Below are 18,187 nucleotides of genomic sequence, written 5' to 3'. Positions count from 1 at the left end.
ATCCGTTTTGTTAGCAGAATAGAATGAGCAACCGATTGCCGCCCGCTTGGGCCAAGCACCTTAATACCCAACTAGCGCCGAAGGGCGCACCGCCGAAGATTGGGCAACCGAAACCTAAGCCCGCAAAGGCAGCTCCGTCTCGCCCTCAGGCCACCGATATGATGTTGAGGCAGGCGCTCGAATTCCAGCAAGAGAATCGATTGCCTGAGGCGGAAGAACTCTGTCATCGCGTTCTGGCGAGAACGCCCGAACATCCGTTGGCCCTTTATATACTTGGGACGCTGGGGATCGGGTACGATGACGAAAAGGTCCTGCGGTATTTTGCTCGGGCGATCGCGCAGGAGCCTCTAAACCCCTACTATCACCTAAGCCTCGGTCAAGCCTATTTGAGGCTCAGCGAGTTTACACCAGCGATCAAACACATTCAGCACGCATTGGCATTGAAGCCAGATCTGGTGGAAGCGCTTTGCGCCTTGGGCGATGCATACAATTCGTTTGACAAGGGGGAAATGGCGCTGCCTCTCTTTGAGAAGGCGCTCAGGGTCGATCGAGATCATCCTATGGCCCGATTGGGGCTGCCTCGTGCGCTGGCAAGCCTCGGCCGCATGGACGAAGCCGCGGTTCATCTCAAAGAGGCAATAGATCGGCGCATCGCGATACCTGCTGCCTACAATTCACTTGTACGCACGCACAAATTCACTGAAGAGCCACCAGAACTCGCTGCGATCCTGACGGAGCTTCAAGACCCTGACCACGGGTCTAAGGGAGCGACGGCGCTCCATCACGCAGCCGGAAAGCTGCTCAACGACCTCGGTCGCTACAAGGAGGCGATGAAGCACTTCAAAAAAGGAAATCAAGCCGGCGGCAGCAGGTTCGATCTTCAATCCTATCGTCGTTGGGTCGACGCCCTGATCGAAACCTTTACACCGGATTTGGTGGCTTCAAGGGCTGCTTCTGGCAATGTCTCGGAGTTGCCCGTGTTCGTAGTCGGGATGCCTCGCTCGGGAACGACACTGACTGAGCAGATCTGCGCCAGCCATCCCTATGTTCATGGTGCTGGCGAGTTAACAAAGCTTAGGCGCACATCGAATGGGCTCGATCTTAGGTATGGATCCGGCATAAGCCCGGGTGAGGCGATCGCATCGATGACGCCACAGCTGTCCAGGGCGCTGGCTGCGGAACATCTTGCCTATCTGCGCGAGCGGGCCCCCGATGCGCTTCGAATTATCGACAAGATGCCTCACAATTTCGAGCTGGTCGGCCTTATTGGCGTTCTTTTCCCCAACGCCCGCATTATTCATTGTCGCCGCGACGCCATTGACAACTGTATCTCTTGCTTTGTCCTGCAATTCAATGAAGCGCATAGCTACAGCGCCGATCTGGAGACACTGGGGCTTTACTACAGGGAGTATGATCGCCTGATGCGGCATTGGGACAAGATTTTCCCGGGCCGTATCTTCGAAAACCGGTACGAGACGTTGATTGAAAATCAAGAACAGCAGTCGCGCTGTCTCATAGATTATCTCGGACTACCCTGGGACGATATCTGCTTGCGCTTTTTTGACAGGGGCGGCTCCGTAAACACCTATAGCAATTGGCAGGTGCGCCAGCCGATCTATAAGTCTTCCGTCAGGCAGTGGAAGAATTACGAAAGCGAGATCCAGCCCTTGATCGAGGCCCTAGGCGATTTGGCCCATATCTGATCTGGAAATCCAGGCATCGTCAGTGCACACCGCGTCGCCTGCTCCGGCAATCCGGGCAGTCCATCCATTGAGCAGGTCGACACCTGCAAGATCTAAAAGAGGCGCGACGGCCGAAAAACCCGGCGGTTGCCCGCCGGGTTAGATTTTCGGCCAGGCTCGGTCCGTTAGAACGAGCGCTGGAAGCGGAGGAGGCCGCCGACGCTGTTCTTCTTGTCGGCCGGAGTCCAGGCGACGTTATCCGTGCTGCCCTCATCGAACTTGCCGGCATGAAGATAGTCAACTTCGGCCGTGACGGTGAAGCCGGGAACGATGTCATAGGCAACGTTCGCTGCGACGCCGACGTTCTTCCAGTCATCAGCAGACGCCTGAAGGTTGAACGAGGTCTTCTCGTTGAACTTGTAGGTGCCACCGCCCCACACTGCCCAGTTGCCGCCCCACTGCTTGTAGAAGCCGCGACCGCCCGCGGGCTGATTATAGGTCGGGTCGTTGAGGTTGTCGTCGGTGCCATAGCCACCCATGATGAACAACGACAACTCGTTGGAAACGTTCACATCCAAGCGAACTTTGCCGGCGACTTCTTCGTAGTTGCTGTCATACGCAACGACACCGGTGATCGCGCCCCAGCCCTGGATCCACTTCACGCCGCCGACAACATGCGGAACATAGCTATCGATCGTGCCAACGCCATACTTGCCGTTGCCAAGATCGTCGACGGAGCCGGCGCCCGAGCCTTCTTCGAGCGAGAGCACGGCCGAGAACCCATTGCCTGCGTCGAAATAGTACTGGACGACGTTGGTGTCGAAGTCGCCGTAGGGAACCAGCGTATCCTGGATGACATTGCCGGCGTAGCCGATGAACGTATCGAAGGCCGATTCGTCCTTACCGACGCGCAGACCGCCAAGTTGGATCCAGGCGAAGTTCAGCGATACGTCCTTGTTGTGCGCATCGTTCGGGCCAAAGTCGGGATCACCGTTGCTGTTGCCGAAATTGAAGCGGGTCTCGGTGTAGGTCTTCAAGGTGCCGAGCTCGGTCTCCTGGCCGGTCCAGGTTTTGAGCGTGAAGCGGGTGTTCTTGTACCAGGCTCCCTGGTTCTTGCCGTCCTGCACGTCATTGCTGCGAGCACCATCGAACGAGCCGACGTCGCCAGCACCGATGTCGTAACGGACATAGCCGCCGACGCGCAGGCAGGTTTCGGTGCCGGGGATGTAGAAGTAGCCAGCGCCGTAGACGTCACAAATCTTGACGTATTCAGCGGGTTCCGGCTCGGCGACGACGACGGCGTCGGCGGCGCGCGCACCGGAAACTGCGATCAGGGCCGCAGCGGAGCCGAGGAGAAGGCTCTTGATGTTCATTTTCTGACCTCCAGTCAGAATCGAGAGCGGAGGTCGGCAAAAACCAGCTCTCAGGCCTTTTTTTCTTTATGTTTCAGGTGGATAGGTAAAAATGCCTTCAGCGGGCTCTGTTCGCCAAAACCGTTTACTGGCGAAAGCCTTGCCCGATCGGTCTTGAAATATCGCTCGAGTTGCCGCGCGTTTGGCCTCGATTTCGACCGCGATTAGGTCTTCAGGGCTACAGGCAGATGGGCCCTGGTCGAAGTCACATAGCCTGATTGATGCGATTCGAACCGGCGTCGAAGATCGTTTGTCGACCCGACATAGACACCGCCATTATGAAGCTGCAGGAAATACACGTACCACATGGTCCCCCTACGCTACTTGGTAGCTTCGGGCGACACTCCCACGCCCGAAATGCGGTTCCGGGTGGCCTGCCACCCGAAGCCCGCAGGGCGTAGGGTGGCGGAGAGGATGGGATTCGAACCCACGAGAAGCTTTTGACCTCTACTCCCTTAGCAGGGGAGCGCCTTCGACCACTCGGCCACCTCTCCGTTGCGCCGCTGGATAAAGAAAAGCGCCGGCACAATCAACAAGCCCGCATCATTATATGCAAAAATAAGAAGGCGCCGAACCGCGACCTTCCATGGATGTGGCGGTTCTGCGGTTGTTTCTGGCCAGCGACTCGGGAACTCGCCATGATTCCGTCGGTCCATCGCCGGATTCGGCGACGAGCAAGGGGGTGCGGTGGCCTGATGGTTAACGAGAGCTTTCTGAGTGAGGCCAAATCGTGTCATTTGTGCAACAACGCTAGGGGATAGCAGCCAGGCAGCCCTTTCACCGGTACGATCGTGGTTGAACGCCGCCGTCTCATGAGTAATGTCGATTTCGAAGGAGCGGCGCGGTGCGCATCTTTTTCGGTAGTGGGGATGGGGCAGGGAACGCTGTCCTTCAGCAAAGAATACCCAGACCCGTTTTTTAACTTTTGACTGGAGGTCAGAAAATGAACATCAAGAGCCTTCTCCTCGGCTCCGCTGCGGCCCTGATCGCAGTTTCCGGTGCACGCGCCGCCGACGCCGTCGTCGTCGCCGAGCCGGAACCCGCTGAATACGTCAAGATTTGTGACGTCTACGGCGCTGGCTACTTCTACATCCCTGGCACCGAAACCTGCCTGCGCATCGGCGGCTATGTACGTTACGACATCAGTGGTGGTGACGTCGGTTCGTTCGATGGTGCGAAGTCCCGTGACGTGAATTCGGGTGACGAACAGGATACCTGGCGCAAGAAGGCCCGCTTCACGCTGAAGACCTGGACCGGCCAGGAGACCGAGCTCGGAAGCTTGAAGACCTACACCGAGACCCGCTTCAACTTCAACAACGCCAACGACTATGCCACCTACTATGGCAATCCTGCTGGCAACAGCGGTGCTTCGCTGAATTTCGCCTGGATCCAGCTCGGTGGTCTGCGCGTCGGTAAAGACGAATCGGCCTTCAATACGTTCATCGGCTATGCCGGCAACGTCATCCAGGATACGCTGGTTCCCTACGGCGACTTCGACACCAATGTCGTCCAGTACTATTTCGACGCAGGCAATGGGTTCTCGGCCGTGCTCTCGCTCGAAGAAGGCTCGGGTGACGGCACTCTTGGCGCGTATGGCGTCGGCACGATCGACAGCTATGTTCCGCATGTTGTCGGCGGCGTGAAGTGGACCCAGGGCTGGGGCGCGATCACCGGTGTCCTTGCCTATGACAGCAACTACGAAGAAGTCGCTGGCAAAGTTCGCTTGGATGTGAACGTTTCCAACGAGTTGTCGTTGTTCATCATTGGTGGCTATGGCACCGACGACAACCTCAACGATCCGAGCTATACGCTTTCGGCTGGCGGTCGCGGCTTCTACAAGCAGTGGGGCGGCAACTGGGCAGTGTGGGGCGGTGGCACCTACAAGTTCAACGAGAAGACCTCGTTCAACGCCCAGATTTCGTATGATGACTGGAAGAACCTCGGCATCGCTGCGAACATCGCCTATGACGTTGTCCCAGGCTTCACTGTGACGGCCGAAGTTGACTACCTCAACGCAGGCAATTTCGATGAGGCCGGCTTCTCCAATTGGACCAATGCCGACAAGAAGAGCAACATCGGCGGCATGCTCCGCTTCCAGCGCTCGTTCTAAGGGCTGGTTCCTTACAGGTGAAATCCAGCCCGGGCGCACAACGCCCGGGCTGTTTTTGTTTTCGTGGCTGGATCGAGGCAAACAGAAGGATGGGGGTAACGGTAGCTGAATAATCCGTGGAGTGGTTTCGTGGGATCCGCTGATGGGCGGATGAAATCACAACTGCGTGATTAAATTCTCTTGAAAGGACTCTTCCAAGCGGGTAGGGCTGACCTATCCCACTCGGGGGTGTGGCAAATGATGACGAACGAAGCGATTCAAGAGGGCGAGTCCTCTGATCATTTTTCGATGTTTTCTTCTCAAAATCCGAAGATTCGATACACCTACAACAAGATTAGAGAAGTAAAGTCGCATCGGGTCGGAGATCTTTTTTCAGCATATCGGGACATATTGTGGGACGACGGGCGGCATAAGTATAATGTCAGCTCGTTCATCGGCGAAATAGACGAAATTCTCCTTGGGGAGCGTTTCAGCGCCTTTGACCAAAGTACCCTGGACAACCTTATCGGCACCTTGCGCCAGCGCGGCAACAGCAACGCAACCATCAATCGAAAGATGGCTGCCCTCAGCAAACTGCTGCGCAAGGCTCACAAGATGGGAGATATCCACAGCCTGCCCGAGTTCCGCCGCCAGAAGGAGCGGGCGGGGCGGATTCGCTTCCTCGAGAGGGACGAAGAGGCAAGGCTGTTCGCCGCCATCAAGAGCCGAAGCGAAGATGCCTACAGGCTTTCCGTCTTCCTGGTCGATACCGGATGCCGTCTCGGCGAGGCGCTTGGGCTGATCTGGAACGATATCCAGGAGCATCGCGTCAGTTTCTGGATCACCAAATCCGGCCGCAGCCGCACCATTCCGATGACCGAGCGGGTCAAGGAGGTCATCAAGCTGCCTCCCACTGAGGGTCGCCGGCCCAAAGGACCGTTCACAAAGCTTAGCCAGGCACAGTTTCGTGCCATCTGGAACGACGCGAAGGCCGAAGTCGGACTTGGCGCAGACGACCAGGTGGTGCCGCACATACTGCGCCATACCTGCGCCTCGCGCCTTGTCCAGGGCGGCATCGACATCCGGCGCGTGCAGATGTGGCTCGGCCACCAGACGTTGTCGATGACCATGCGCTACGCGCATCTGGCCACCAACGATCTCGATGGCTGTGTCATCGTGCTGGAAACACCTCGATCGACTCAGCCGGGCGGCAATCGCGCTGAAGGCTCCATGTTTTCTTCGCCTATGACGACGCCTTCGTCGCCGACGGCAGGGCGGAAAAAGAAGGACGAGGCAGCCGCCGCCGCAAAGGAGTCGCCGAAAGCGACTCGGAAAAGTTCAAAAGCCAAGTAGGCTAAAGAATCCCCACCTATACTATCATGGCTATCCCGTGACCTTGTTTGGTCATGGGATTTACTTCAGGATATTCTTCCGCTCGGCTTGATCGAGAAAAGCGGCTATGTCGCCCGGTAGGCTGCCGGTCTCGAGGAATGGCGCATGGCCCTGGCCCTCGACAGTGATCGCCTCCATCACGGAATGGCGCTCTCTCATCTGCTTGAGCGAATCTATGGACAGCAATCTCGAATTGGCACCACGTATGGCGAGCAACGGGATGGCGGCCAACGCCTCGAATTGAGGCCATAGATCAGGCAGCTTCTGCGTCAGATCGAGGCTCGCCACGGTAGCCACCAGCTTCGGATCGAAATCCGGCATCAGCCCATCATCCGTTTCGCGGTAGAGAGCCCATATCATCCGGTCCCAGTCGGCGCCGGCAAGGGCGGGGAAGTCTTCGTCATGCACGCTGCGCTGGGCGGCAATTGCCTGTGGGCGGGTTTTCGGTGCCGGGTCGCGCTCGAGATAAGACTGGATATGGGCAAGTCCGGCCGCCTCGATCACCGGCCCGATGTCGTTGAAAACAATGGCTTTCAGGACCGATGGCCGCATCATCCCGAGCACATGGATGATCAGCCCGCCGCGCGAGGTGCCGATGAAGGCCGCTTCTCCGATGTTCAACGCCGTCAGCCCGGCCAGGATGTCGCCAGCCTCCACGCCGACATTGTAGTTTTTGGCGTCGGGATCATAGGCTGACTGCCCGCGCCCACGGTAGTCGAAGGCGATTACCTTGCGCGGAGTTGCCGCATCCGTCGACAGATAGAGCGCCAGCTCGTGAAAATCCCTGGCGTTGCGGGTCAGGCCAGGCAGGCAGACAACCGGCCAGGGTCCGCTATTGGCCTCACCGTAGATGCGCGCATGAAGTTTTAGCCCATCCGGTGCACTGTAGAAGAAGTCGGAGAAATTTTGCTTGCTTGCCATCGGAATGTTCGATCTCGCTGTACCGATTTGGACAGCTACAGGCGAGGGCAGGGATGGTCAAATGAAAGGCGCTCTTGCCTTCTCCCCTTGTGGGAGAAGGTGAATCGGCGCGCTAGCGCCGAGACGGATGAGGGGTGTTCCTGCGAAGTGAGGCGTTGGCGTTCCCTGGAACCCCCCTCATCCGTGGCCTTCGGCGACACCTTCTCCCACAAGGGGAGAAGGACAGAAAGCCTCAACTCCGCCCGTTCACCAGATCCCCGACAATGTCGTATTTGCCCGAAATACGCATCTTGTAGACCTCGTAATTCTCCATCACGCGCTGAACGTAACTCCTTGTTTCCGTATAGGGAATCCGCTCGATCCAGTCGACGACCGCGTCGATGTCCTTGCCGCGCGGGTCGCCATATCTGGCCACCCACTGGCTGGCTCGGTTGGGGCCGGCGTTGTAGCCGGCGAAGGTCAGCACGTAGGAGCCGTTGAAGCGATCGAGCTGTTCGCCGAGGAAGGCTGAGCCAAGCGTCGCATTGTAGCCGGCATCGGTGGTCAGCCGTGTTTGCGAAAACTGCAGCCCGGCCTTCTTCGCCAGTTGCCTTGCGGTTCCCGGCATCAGCTGTAGCAGCCCGCGCGCGCCGGCGCTGGACACGGCGCCGATGTTGAATTCGCTTTCCTGACGGGCGATCGCATAGGCCAGGGCCTTGCCCGAGCCGGAAATGTCGGCCGAATCGGGAATGACGCCGAGCGGATGCGACAATGCGCCGACATCGATGCCACGCGCCCCGGCGATCTTGCCGATTTTCAGCGCCATGAAATGGTTCCCTTGCTTTTCCGCAAGGACAGCCAGCAGTGCCAGTTCGCCCGGACTGGTCAACTGCCCGGCAAGGTCGCGATAGAGCGTCTCGGCATAGCGGTCGTAGCCCGCCTCCTGCAGCCGCTTGATGGCGCTGACGGCCTCGCGGCCGGCAAAATTCTGCCGGTCGGCTGCACTTGGCGAGGGGTAGGCGATGTTCAGCGCCTGCCGGCCCACGCGTTCGGCGGCAAGCTGACCGTAGAATGTCGTGCCATAGGCAGCGGCGCGCGCAAAATAGTCCTTTGCATTGCCCGGACCACCGACTTCCGCGGCACGGCCGAGCCAGTAATAGGCGCGCGACAGCGTCATCGGCCCCTGGGCGAGGTTCGCGATGCGAGCGAAATGACTGGCCGCGGTTTTTGGGTCGTTCAGGCCGCGCAGCGCATACCAGCCAGCATGGAATTCGGCGTCTGCCGCATTGGCGGCACTTTCGGCGGCGTGTGTGGCGACGATCTTGTACGCGGTCTTCATGTCGCCCTGGTCTACCAGTTCGCGCGACAACACCCGGCGCTCGACCCACCAGGCATCCGGATCGACGAGAGCGTCGCGATCTGTCGGCGCCTGCATCACAATGGCGGCGGCCCCGGCAAAATCCTCCTGCTTGCGCAGATATTCGGCCTGCGCGAAGAAGTAGCCGGCCGAACGTTGCATTGCCGGCACGGCCTTCAGCAGCTTGGGCGCGTTCTTGTCGCCTTTGTCGGCCGCCGCCCAGGCCTCGGCGAGTTGCTGGGCGCCGGCCAGGCCGGCGACGCGCAAGGCGGAATTCGCGCGGTCGGCATAGAACATGCGCTCCATGCGAAAACGGTGGTCGGTGGCCGGGATCAAGCTGCCGAATTCCTTGATCAGCGCCGCCTCGTCCCTAGCCTCCAGGATCGCGGTGCGCCAGAAGGGCGACAGCACCGAACGTGCCGCCTTGATATTGCCTGACGCCACATAGGCGCGGGCAAGAACCATCACGCCTTCGAATGTCTGCGGCTGGCTGCCGTCGAACGCCCTGATAACGATGTCGGGGGCAGGGTTCTCGCGATAGAGTGCGCGCTCGCTGTTCCTGCGCAGGGCGACGGTGCCCGGCCAATTGGGCAGCATCTTGGCCGCAGCAGTGATATCGCCGCTCGGAACCTTGTCGCCGCCATAAAGCGCGATCGCCCAGGCAAGGATATGCTGGTCGAGCGACTGAGCCGGAAGGGCATTGCGCACTCCACGAGCGCGGGGACTATCGCCCGCCGCCAACGCATCCAGCCCGCTTTTCAGGGGGGCGACGTCAGGCAAGGGCGCTTGTCGCGTCCTATCCTGCAGGTCTGGCAGCGCAATTGCCGCGCCTGGCATCGGAATGGCTGAGGTGACCCGTACGTCCACGCTACCGCTGATCGCCATGCCCGGCATCAGCGCGAGCGTGGCGCCAAGCAGCGCGAAAAGGTGAGGCCGACCGCCCGGCATGATCCTTAAGTCTTTCCTTGTCCTGGCATTCCACAGGCTGGCGAAGATGCCTCGAAGCCTAAACTTAGGTCGTGAAGAGCCCGTAAACAAAGGGTTAGCGAGGCTGTTCGAATTGCGCTTGCTGGCACCATGGCAATGCTTGCCGCGCAACCATGTCGAGACTATGGTGCGCCGCTTCGCTTTCGGTTAGAAGGCGCGACCACAAACACCGACACAAAACATCAGAAGTGCCAAGGAGTTGGACGACATGCTGAGAGGCTCGCTTACTGCGCTCGTGACACCGTTCGAAAAGAGCGGGCGTTTCGACGAGAAAGCCTTTCGCGCGTTCGTCGAATGGCAACTCTCAGAGGGCACGACGGGCCTGGTGCCGGTCGGCACCACCGGCGAGTCGCCGACGCTGTCGCATGACGAGCACCGCCAGGTCGTCAAGGTGTGTATCGAGGTGGCCAAGGGCCGCGTTCCGGTCGTCGCCGGCGCCGGCTCCAACAACACCGAGGAAGCAGTCGGCCTCGTGCAGTATGCCGAGAAGGCCGGCGCCGATGCCGCCCTCGTCGTCACGCCCTACTACAACAGGCCGACACAGCGCGGTCTTTACGAGCATTTCGCGGCGGTCGCCAAGGCGACCAAGCTGCCGATCATCATCTACAACATCCCGCCGCGCTCGGTCATCGACATGATGCCGGAGACGATGGGGCGGCTCGCGCACGACTTCAAGAATATTGTCGGCGTCAAGGATGCCACCGGCAAGGTCGAACGGGTCTCCGAGCAGCGCGCCACGTGCGGCAAGGATTTCATCCAGCTCTCGGGCGAGGACGCTTCGGCGCTCGGCTTCAACGCCCATGGCGGCGTCGGCTGTATTTCGGTGACGTCGAACGTCGCGCCGCGGCTCTGCGCCGAATTCCAGGAGGCAACGCTTGCCGGCGACAGCGTCAGGGCGCTGGATCTGCAGGATCGCCTGCTGCCGCTGCACAAGGCGATCTTCATCGAGCCTGGCGTTTCCGGCGCCAAATATGCGCTGTCGAAGCTAGGCAAGGTCGAAAACGTGCTGCGCTCGCCGCTGGTGACGATCGAACAGTCGACTGCCGACAAGATCGATGCGGCTATGAAGTACGCCGGCTTGATTAATTAGGGATGAGGCGCCACCTCTCCACATCATGAATCAAGTCAGAAAAGCCGATCCCAACAACAAGACCGTTTCGGAAAACCGTAAGGCGCGGTTTTCCTATGAGGTGCTTGACACGGTCGAGGCCGGTCTGGTGCTGACCGGCACCGAGGTCAAGTCGCTGCGCCAGGGCCAGGCCAACATCCAGGACAGCTATGCCTCGGTCGAAGGTGGCGAGATCTGGCTGATCAATTCCTATCTGCCGGAATATCTGCAGGCCAACCGCTTCAACCATGAGCCGCGGCGGCGCCGCAAGCTGCTGCTCAACAAGCGCGAGATGGCGAAACTGTCACAGAGTGTCGACCGCGAAGGCATGACACTGGTGCCGCTGAAAATCTATTTCAACGACCAGGGCCGCGCCAAGCTGCTGCTCGCTGTCGGCCGCGGCAAGAAACTGCACGACAAGCGCGAATCCGAGAAGCAGCGCGATTGGTCGCGCGAGAAGGGCCGGCTGTTAAAAGAGCGTGGGTAGGCGGGGCCATTCGCTTGAAGAACCGGATTGTTCTCTTTGGTTTGGCCAGCCTGGTCTTGTTGTGTTTCCTCGCAGCAGGCGGCTATCTCTATTTCAGGTCATTCTCGCCGGATCGCGATAAATATCCGGTCAGGGGCATCGACGTCTCCCATCATCAGGGCCAGATCGATTGGCGGCGCGTAGCCGCCGACGATGTCGCCTTTGCCGTCATCAAGGCGACCGAAGGCGGCGATCATGTCGATGATGCTTTCGCACGGAATCTGGAAGAGGCCCGGGCCGCCGGTCTCGCCGTCGGCGCCTATCACTTTTTCACCTTTTGCCGGCCGGGTGCGGACCAGGCGAAGAATTTCATCTCGGTGGTGCCGCACGATCAGCCCCTGCTGCCACCGGTGGTCGATATCGAATTCGGCGGCAACTGCCCGCAGCGGCCGACGCCCGAACAATTGAACGCCGAACTGGCCGCGTTCCTCGCTCCAGTCGAGGCGGCGTTCGGCAAGCCGGCGGTGGTCTATCTGACCGACGACGCAGCGGAAGCGTATGCAGGGCGCATTGCTGCCCGTCCGCTCTGGCTCCGCTCATTGCTCCTGGAGCCGGATCGCGACGACTGGGTCTACTGGCAGTACCACAACAGGGGTCGCGTTGACGGCATCAATGGCGATGTCGACCTGAATGTGCTGCAGGGTGGGCCAGCCATGTTGGATGCGCTGAATGCACTGCCGCGCTGAGTTGATGTCTGCGGACACTAGCTCTAATTACTGCAAAAACATTTATGTCCGCAAGAATTCCGCTATCTGGCTGAAAACGCTAACGAACATCGCTTCGGTCAGCACGCCGGTATTGGTGTTGTAGCGTGAGCAGTGATAGCTCGAAAACAGCGTGACGCCACCGGCCGGCAGCTGCCCGCCATGCTTGAACGGGTAGGCGGCGACGCGCCCGCCCAGCGCCCGCACCGTCGACTGATGCGCGATCGATCCCAGTGCCAGCACGGCGCGCAAATTAGGGAACCGGGCGATCGTCGGCACCAGGAATGTCCGGCAGGTGGCAATCTCCGCGCCCACCGGCTTGTTCTCAGGCGGCACGCAGCGCACAGCATTGGTGATCGCCGTGCCGACAAGCTCCAATCCGTCGTCGGGTCTGGCCTTGAATTCGCCGCGTGCAAAACCGTGCGAAATCAGGGTCGAGTAGAGCAGGTCGCCGGCATAGTCGCCGGTGAACGGGCGGCCCGTTCGGTTGGCACCGCGAAGGCCGGGCGCCAGCCCGACGATCAGCAGTTGGACCGTCGCGTCACCTTCCGAGGGCAGGAAAGTCGGCACCGGCGCATTGAACCAGGATGGTTCGCGCTGCCGCCACTCGGCGATGTAGTCGTGCAGCCGCGGGCAGAGCGGGCAGTCGCGACTAGGCTCTGAGGCGCAAAGGGCGGTCAAGGCGACCGGCCTCAGTAATCATCCTCGTCGACTTCGGCCGGCTCGGGCCTGCGCACCGGCCGCTCGGACGGATCGCGGCCAACGTCGTTCTTCAAGGTCGTCAGGTCGATGAAATGGTCGGCTTGGCGGCGCAGATCGTCGGAGATCATCGGCGGCTGCGAGGCCATGGTCGAGACGATCGACACCTTGCGGCCGCGCCGCTGCAGCGCCTCGACCAGCGTGCGGAAATCGCCATCGCCGGAAAAGATGACATAGTGGTCGACGACATCGGCGAGCTCCAGCGCATCGACCGTCAGCTCGATGTCCATATTGCCCTTGATCTTGCGGCGGCCGGTCGAGTCGGTGAATTCCTTGGCCGGCTTGGTGACCACCTTGAAGCCGTTATAGTCGAGCCAGTCGATCAGCGGACGGATCGAGGAGTATTCCTGATCCTCGACCAGCGCCGTGTAATAATAGGCGCGCAGAAGATAGCCACGTTTCTGGAAGCTCGACAGGAGCTTGCGATAGTCGATGTCGAAGCCGAGCGCGCGCGACGTCGCATAGAGATTGGCGCCGTCGATGAATAGGGCGATTTTTTCACGAGGGTCGAACATGGAAAATATTCCTTCTCGAAATAAACGGCCGTCTAAACGAAATGCGATAGCGACGTTCGGTCAGGCTCATAATAAACCGGCTGACCTCCACGCCATCCGAGATAGCGCCAGATTCACGGCAATCCAAGGGCGCGTGCGGCACTGCAAGCAATTGTGATCAATGCCGGTTCGTCGCAGGCCGGCCCGGCCTTTCGTATTACGATCTCTATTCTTGCGCTGGAACCTGTAACGAGGCATGAGAAGTTGCAGCGGGTTCAGGAGGGGCAAATGAGCGACGAAATCAAGAAATTGATCGATCAGATTTGGGATGACGATCTTTTGGACAGAAAAAGTGAAGCGGAGTTTTTGCAGCGCTTTCTAGTTGGGCGTATGCAAGATCGACAAGCCGCCAAAGTCGCCGGATCATATGTAGTTAACATCGATGCGCGATGGGGAGCAGGAAAAACGTTCTTCCTGGAGCGGCTTGGTAAGCAACTAGAAATCGATCATGTCGTGGCGCGAGTGAATGCTTGGCGTGACGATCATCTAGATGACCCCTTCATAGCAATATTGGCAGCCATCGACGAGGCTCTAAAGCCGTATGTCAAGAAAGAGAAAAAGGCCGCAGCTCTTTGGAAGGGAGTCAAGCAAAATGCCGCACCTATCGCCACCAGGTTCGGCGCAGGAGTCGCCAAAACCCTTCTCAAGAAATTCGTTGGCAAAGATGAGGTTGAGGCGATCGCCGACATGATCATGGGCGATGCACCACCTACGCCAGCAGTCGTTGGGTCCGAAGGAACCGAAAAGAGCGCGCTAGAAGAGGCCATCGAGGCCGGAGCCGACGAGATCGTCGTCGAAATTCAAGGCGTTATAGACACCGGCGCACAGAAATTAATCGATCAGTTTAACTCACATAACGCGTCTGCCGAAGGATTTCGCCAAAAACTGGAAACGGCGATTGGCGCCCTTACGGAGAAGAAAATTCCGCTCTTTATTTTGATTGATGAGCTCGATCGTTGCCGTCCGTCGTATGCGATTTCACTTTTGGAGCGGGTGAAGCACCTCTTTGATGCTAACAACGTCGCCTTCGTTTTTGCGACTAATAGTGATCAGCTTCAGCACAGTATAGCTGGTGCCTACGGCGCAAATTTTGACGGGTTCCGGTATCTGAAGCGGTTTTTCGATAGAACCTATCAATTGAGCAAGCCGCCCTTGGAGCAGCTAGTGGCGTATGAAGCTCAAGACATCAATCTAAAAAGATTGCGCTCGCCAATGGGCAATCCGGTGGAGTTCTTAGCTTTTGCGTGTAGCGCGTATGAAATGGATTTGCGTCAAATTAAGCAGGTGACCGACATCATACGCACCGTATCATCGGCTTGGACATACGAACCTCCAGCGGACTTGATTGGTCTATTTCCCTTGGCTGCTCAATTCGACAAGGTAAGTGCGGCTGATTGGAGTGAGGCAGCCGCTTCAATACCAGACAAGGCGACAATAGAGTTTGGAACTAGGTATAATCATAGATCACGAGAGGAAAGCATAACTTTCAATTTGAAAGAAGCTTTTATATTGTTTAGTGACGCCATAAAGTCATTTGACAAGTCGATACGAATGGGCGAGAGAGAAGGGATGGGAAATGTACATAGATATGTTTTTGAGTCTATAAGCCCTGAATGGAACGGAAGAGCCATAAATAGATCGAGCCCCAGCATACAAAGAAAATTGTCAGAGATGGTGGCCATGGCGGGTCGAATTGTGGATGAAGGAAAAGCTGTTGTGAAGTAGCTGGGCGCGACGTATCTCTTCACAGTGATCAACTCCTCCCCCAGTGCCTGCTGCTGTATGACGAATTGATTGGTTGTCTCGTCCGAACTCTGAATCCCTCATCGTCGGGTTGATCATCTCGGTCCTAAGCGCCCTGAAGCCCGGCCATTGCCATGATGCTTGTATTTTGGCGGCGTTCGGGTTATGGACCGCGCCTGTTTTCCATCAAATCCATCGCATGAAAGGGGCAATCCATGGCCCGCGTAACCGTTGAAGATTGCATCGACAAGGTCGACAACCGCTTCGAACTGGTGCTGCTTGCCGGCCACCGTGCCCGGCAGATCAGCCAGGGCGCGCCGATCACCGTGCCGCGTGACAACGACAAGAACCCGGTCGTGGCGCTGCGCGAGATCGCCGATGAGACGCTGTCGCCCGACGACCTCAAGGAAGATCTGATCCATTCGCTGCAGAAGCATGTCGAGGTCGACGAGCCCGAGGCCGATGGCGAGGCGATTGCCGATCAGACCGGCACCGCCGTTGCTGCCACCGACGCCGATGACACCGAGGAGAACATCACCTTCGACCGCATGACCGAGGAAGATCTCCTGGCCGGCATCGAGGGTCTGGTGCCACCGGAAAAAAGCGACGACTACTAAGAGCCTGGATCAAGCATCCGGCACTTCCGTCCTGGCAGTTTCGTGGCTATCTATGACATGCGCCGTACAGCAGTGCGGCGCATGATTCATTTCACCGCTGCGAGATCCCGCCCATGATGCGTCAGTATGAGCTTGTCGAGCGCGTCCAGCGCTACAAGCCTGACGTCAACGAGGCCTTGCTCAACAAGGCCTATGTCTATGCCATGCAGAAGCATGGCCACCAGAAGCGCGCTTCCGGCGACCCGTATTTCTCGCACCCGCTCGAAGTCGCCGCCATCCTCACCGAGATGCATATGGACGAGGCGACGATCGCGGTCGCCCTGCTGCACGACACGATCGAGGACACGACCGCCACACGGGCCGAGATCGACGACCTGTTCGGCCCCGAAATGGGCAAGCTGGTCGAGGGCCTGACCAAGCTGAAGAAGCTCGATCTCGTCTCGAAGAAGGCCGAGCAGGCGGAAAACCTGAGAAAGCTTCTGCTGGCGATTTCAGAAGATGTCCGCGTGCTGCTGGTCAAGCTCGCCGACCGCCTGCACAATATGCGCACCCTCGACCACATGCCGGAGGCCAAGCGCCTGCGCATCGCCGAGGAGACGATGGATATCTACGCGCCGCTGGCCGGCCGCATGGGCATGCAAGGCATGCGCGAGGAGCTGGAGGAGATCGCCTTCCGCTTCATCAATCCGGAGGCCTATCGCGCCGTCACCGCACGGCTTGCCGAAATCTTCGAGCGCAACAAGGGCGTGCTGACGGACATCGAAAAGGCGCTGTCCACGCTGTTCAAGAAGCATGCGATCAACGCCGGCGTGAAGAGCCGGCAGAAGAAGCCGTGGTCGGTGTTCCGCAAGATGGAGGCCAAGGCGCTGTCCTTCGAGCAGCTCTCGGATATTTTCGGCTTCCGCGTCGTCGTCGACACGGTCGAGGATTGTTACAGGGCGCTTGGCGCCATCCACACCGCGTGGTCGATGGTGCCCGGCCGCTTCAAGGACTACATCTCGACGCCGAAGCAGAACGATTATCGGTCGATCCACACCACCATCGTCGGCCCGTCGCGCCAGCGTGTCGAGCTGCAAATCCGCACCCGAGAGATGAACAAGATCGCCGAATACGGCGTCGCCGCCCATTCGATCTACAAGGACACCGGCGGCAAGACGAATGGCGCCGCCCACGCGATTTCGAAGGAAACCAACGCCTACGCCTGGCTGCGGCGCACCATCGAGCAGCTTGCCGAGGGCGACAATCCCGAGGATTTCCTCGAAAATACCAAGCTGGAGCTGTTCCAGGACCAGGTGTTCTGCTTCACCCCGAAAGGCATGTTGATTGCGCTGCCGCGCGGCGCGACACCGATCGATTTCGCCTACGCGGTGCACACCGATGTCGGCGACACCTGCGTCGGTGCCAAGGTCAACGGCCGCATCATGCCGCTGATGACGGAGCTGAAGAACGGCGATGAGGTCGAGATCATCCGCTCCAAGGCGCAGGTGCCGCCGGCGGCGTGGGAATCGGTCGTCGTCACCGGCAAGGCGCGCTCGGCCATCCGCCGTGCCACCAAGAACGCCATCCGCAAGCAATATTCGGGTCTCGGCATCCGCATCCTGGAACGCGCCTTCGAGCGTGCCGGCAAGACCTTCACCAAGGAGAGCCTGAAGCAGGTGCTGCACAGGCTGGCGCGCAAGGACATCGAGGACGTGCTGGCCTCCGTCGGGCGCGGCGAGCTCGCCTCCACCGACGTCATGAAGGCGGTATTCCCTGACTACAAGGATGAGCGCGTCACCACGGCCGTCCCCAAGCCGCGCGAGGAGGGCTGGTCGAAGATCCGCAATGCGGCCGGTATGTTGTTCCAGATTCCGGGTCGCGCCGCGCGCAAGGACAAGGACCAGCCACGCGATGGCGCCGTGCCGATTCGCGGCGTGCGCGGCGATCTGCCGGTGCGCTTCGCGCCGGAGGGGGCAGTGCCTGGCGATCGCATCGTCGGCATCGTCCAGCCGGGCACCGGCATCACCATCTATCCGATCCAGTCGCCGGCGCTGCAGGCGTTCGATGACCAGCCCGAGCGCTGGATCGACGTGCGCTGGGACATCGACGAGCGCACCAAGGAACGCTTTCCGGCGCGCGTATCGGTCACCGCCATCAACGCACCGGGGTCACTCGCCGATATAGCGCAGGTGGTTGCCTCGAACGACGCCAACATCCATACGCTGTCGATGGTGCGCACTGCGCCCGACTTCACCGAAATGCTGATCGATCTCGAAGTCTGGGATCTCAAGCACCTCAACCGGCTGCTATCGCAGCTCAAGGACAATTCGAGCGTCAGCGACGCAAGACGCGTCAATGGCTAGACCATGCTCCGGTTT

Annotated in this window: 15 protein-coding genes and 1 tRNA gene; 9 read left to right on the top strand and 7 right to left on the bottom strand. The window is 59.3% G+C overall.

What is annotated here, in order from left to right:
* Positions 1-23 precede the first annotated feature (23 nt).
* Complete coding sequence (locus EJ079_RS29795; RefSeq protein ID WP_127397409.1) at positions 24-1,703, top strand: sulfotransferase; 1,680 nt, start codon at positions 24-26, stop codon at positions 1,701-1,703.
* A gap of 164 nt (positions 1,704-1,867) precedes the next feature.
* On the opposite strand, the gene EJ079_RS29790 is transcribed toward EJ079_RS29795, so the two are convergent.
* The 3 genes from EJ079_RS29790 to EJ079_RS29780 form a co-directional block, all read right to left on the bottom strand.
* A complete protein-coding gene (locus EJ079_RS29790; protein WP_127810900.1) occupies positions 1,868-3,055 on the bottom strand; it encodes a porin in 1,188 nt (395 codons plus the stop codon).
* A 203-nt stretch (positions 3,056-3,258) separates the two neighbouring features.
* Entirely contained in the window at positions 3,259-3,402 is a 144-nt protein-coding gene (locus EJ079_RS34080; RefSeq protein ID WP_245481753.1) for a GIY-YIG nuclease family protein, read from the bottom strand.
* Positions 3,403-3,497: 95 nt separating this feature from the next.
* Positions 3,498-3,588: transfer RNA gene (locus EJ079_RS29780), tRNA-Ser, on the bottom strand.
* 449 nt (positions 3,589-4,037) lie between these two features.
* On the opposite strand from EJ079_RS29780, the gene EJ079_RS29775 reads away from it, so the two are divergent.
* Together EJ079_RS29775 and EJ079_RS29770 are read left to right on the top strand one after the other, a co-directional pair.
* On the top strand, positions 4,038-5,204 hold the full coding sequence (locus EJ079_RS29775) for a porin (protein ID WP_127810899.1): 1,167 nt from the start codon (positions 4,038-4,040) through the stop codon (positions 5,202-5,204).
* 237 nt (positions 5,205-5,441) lie between these two features.
* Complete coding sequence (locus EJ079_RS29770) at positions 5,442-6,536, top strand: site-specific integrase (RefSeq protein ID WP_127810898.1); 1,095 nt, start codon at positions 5,442-5,444, stop codon at positions 6,534-6,536.
* A 60-nt stretch (positions 6,537-6,596) separates the two neighbouring features.
* On the opposite strand, the gene EJ079_RS29765 is transcribed toward EJ079_RS29770, so the two are convergent.
* Both EJ079_RS29765 and EJ079_RS29760 read right to left on the bottom strand, forming a co-directional pair.
* Positions 6,597-7,496, bottom strand: a complete 900-nt coding sequence (locus EJ079_RS29765) for an alpha/beta hydrolase (protein WP_127810897.1) — start codon at positions 7,494-7,496, stop codon at positions 6,597-6,599.
* 232 nt (positions 7,497-7,728) lie between these two features.
* The gene (locus EJ079_RS29760) at positions 7,729-9,780 is read right to left on the bottom strand and encodes a lytic transglycosylase domain-containing protein (RefSeq protein WP_127810896.1); all 2,052 of its coding nucleotides are present in this window, start codon (positions 9,778-9,780) and stop codon (positions 7,729-7,731) included.
* Between the two features lie 247 nt (positions 9,781-10,027).
* Between EJ079_RS29760 and dapA the strand changes: the two genes are divergently transcribed.
* Genes dapA through EJ079_RS29745 form a run of 3 tightly spaced genes read left to right on the top strand, consistent with a single transcriptional unit; the run spans position 10,028 to position 12,139 of the window.
* On the top strand, positions 10,028-10,909 hold the full coding sequence (gene dapA, locus EJ079_RS29755) for a 4-hydroxy-tetrahydrodipicolinate synthase (RefSeq protein ID WP_127810895.1): 882 nt from the start codon (positions 10,028-10,030) through the stop codon (positions 10,907-10,909).
* A 25-nt stretch (positions 10,910-10,934) separates the two neighbouring features.
* A complete protein-coding gene (gene smpB, locus EJ079_RS29750) occupies positions 10,935-11,414 on the top strand; it encodes an SsrA-binding protein SmpB (RefSeq protein ID WP_013532594.1) in 480 nt (159 codons plus the stop codon).
* A gap of 14 nt (positions 11,415-11,428) precedes the next feature.
* Complete coding sequence (locus EJ079_RS29745; protein ID WP_127810894.1) at positions 11,429-12,139, top strand: GH25 family lysozyme; 711 nt, start codon at positions 11,429-11,431, stop codon at positions 12,137-12,139.
* A gap of 42 nt (positions 12,140-12,181) precedes the next feature.
* Here the strand turns inward: EJ079_RS29745 and EJ079_RS29740 are convergent, their stop codons facing one another.
* Together EJ079_RS29740 and EJ079_RS29735 are read right to left on the bottom strand one after the other, a co-directional pair.
* Entirely contained in the window at positions 12,182-12,838 is a 657-nt protein-coding gene (locus EJ079_RS29740) for a uracil-DNA glycosylase (protein ID WP_127810893.1), read from the bottom strand.
* Positions 12,839-12,849: 11 nt separating this feature from the next.
* Positions 12,850-13,431, bottom strand: a complete 582-nt coding sequence (locus EJ079_RS29735) for an NYN domain-containing protein (RefSeq protein ID WP_127267156.1) — start codon at positions 13,429-13,431, stop codon at positions 12,850-12,852.
* Positions 13,432-13,698: 267 nt separating this feature from the next.
* Between EJ079_RS29735 and EJ079_RS29730 the strand changes: the two genes are divergently transcribed.
* From EJ079_RS29730 to EJ079_RS29720, 3 genes are all read left to right on the top strand, one after another.
* Positions 13,699-15,195 (top strand): P-loop NTPase fold protein, encoded by a 1,497-nt coding sequence (locus EJ079_RS29730; protein ID WP_127810892.1) that lies wholly within the window; start codon positions 13,699-13,701, stop codon positions 15,193-15,195.
* Positions 15,196-15,428: 233 nt separating this feature from the next.
* Positions 15,429-15,830, top strand: coding sequence for a DNA-directed RNA polymerase subunit omega (gene rpoZ / locus EJ079_RS29725; protein WP_127382612.1), 402 nt, complete (start codon positions 15,429-15,431; stop codon positions 15,828-15,830).
* Positions 15,831-15,943: 113 nt separating this feature from the next.
* Positions 15,944-18,172 (top strand): bifunctional (p)ppGpp synthetase/guanosine-3',5'-bis(diphosphate) 3'-pyrophosphohydrolase, encoded by a 2,229-nt coding sequence (locus tag EJ079_RS29720; RefSeq protein ID WP_127810891.1) that lies wholly within the window; start codon positions 15,944-15,946, stop codon positions 18,170-18,172.
* Positions 18,173-18,187: the final 15 nt, after the last annotated feature.

The organism is Mesorhizobium sp. M7A.F.Ce.TU.012.03.2.1, from assembly GCF_004006095.1.
Lineage (GTDB): Bacteria > Pseudomonadota > Alphaproteobacteria > Rhizobiales > Rhizobiaceae > Mesorhizobium.
The sequence above is the reverse complement of the archived record's forward strand: the minus strand, read 5'-3'. Positions and strand labels throughout refer to the sequence as shown.